Origin of the sequence: Falsigemmobacter faecalis (genome assembly GCF_003863335.1) — a bacterium.
GTDB classification, from domain to species: domain Bacteria; phylum Pseudomonadota; class Alphaproteobacteria; order Rhodobacterales; family Rhodobacteraceae; genus Wagnerdoeblera; species Wagnerdoeblera faecalis.
In genome coordinates this window covers 137,442-138,487 of sequence record NZ_RRAZ01000009.1, presented here as the reverse complement: position 1 = coordinate 138,487, position 1,046 = coordinate 137,442, and the positions used below count along the sequence as shown (strand labels likewise).

Genomic DNA, 1,046 nt, shown 5'->3' with positions numbered 1-1,046 from the left:
CACGCCGGCTCGACCCAACCTGCGGCTGGATTGCAGAACTCCGGCTCGAAGACATAGTGGTTCGCCATGGCGAGGAAGCGCAGGTTGACCTGCCGCTCCCTGCCACGACCGATCCGGTCCACCGCCGTCTTCCCTCGCCATGGGCCTCGGACCGATGGCGGCCCATGGCTCGATGTCGTAGATACCCCGCTCGGGAATCCCGCCGAAGACACGGAAGGCGTGCCAATGAGCGTCAAAAAGCATCTCATGGGTCTGCAGCAGATACGCGCGCACGAGGAACGCACGGCTGTGCGACAGCTTGATATGTGCCACCTGCAGCTTTGTCCGCTCACCACCGAGGACCGCAAAATCCTCGCTCCAGTCGAACTGGAACGCCTCGCCGGGGCGGAAGGCCAGCGGAACAAAGGGGCCGCGATCCGCCGTCTGCCGTGCTGTGCGCCATTCCCGGGCGAAGGCCGCAACCCGGTTATAGGATCCGGTGAACCCCAGTGCGACGAGATCGGCATGCAAGCGTGTCAGTGGCCGGCGCTGCTTGCGCGACTTCGTGCTGTCGGTCTTCAGCCAGGCTGACAGCTTGTCCGCGAACGGGTCCAGCTTGCTCGGGCGCTCAGGCACCGCGAACTTCGGCTCGATCGCGCCTGACTTCAGATACTTCTTGATGGTGTTACGCGAGAGCCCGGTCCGGCGCGCGATCTCCCGGATCGGCCGCTTCTCTCGCAGCGCAAGACGGCGAATGACGTTTAAAAGTCCCATGTGGATCACTCCGATGCCCCCCGTCGCTCACAGCGCTCGAGGGAAGGGTCACATGGGTCAAATCTCAGTGGAAATTATAGGACGCCCCGGGTCAGTTCCGAGCGGAAATCAACACCCGATCGTCAGGTGGCGGAAATCCACATCCGCATCGCGATCATGAACCGCTGCCCGGCCATGGGATTGGCCGAAATCGAACGCGTGAAATGAGCCAGCAGGGGAAAGGGGGCAACTCGGCCTGTAATCGATTAATGCAACAAGCCCGTTGAAGATCAGAAGACGGGGCCAAAGGAGCC

1 protein-coding gene and 1 pseudogene are annotated in these 1,046 nt (G+C 62.4%); both read right to left on the bottom strand.

Annotated features, from left to right (window positions below; all coding sequences use genetic code 11):
• Window positions 1-753, bottom strand: a pseudogene (istA, locus tag EG244_RS08155) (IS21 family transposase); the annotation flags it as partial.
• 108 nt (window positions 754-861) lie between these two features.
• A partial coding sequence (locus tag EG244_RS20925) for a hypothetical protein (protein ID WP_233588949.1) occupies window positions 862-1,046 on the bottom strand: 185 nt, incomplete at its 5' end.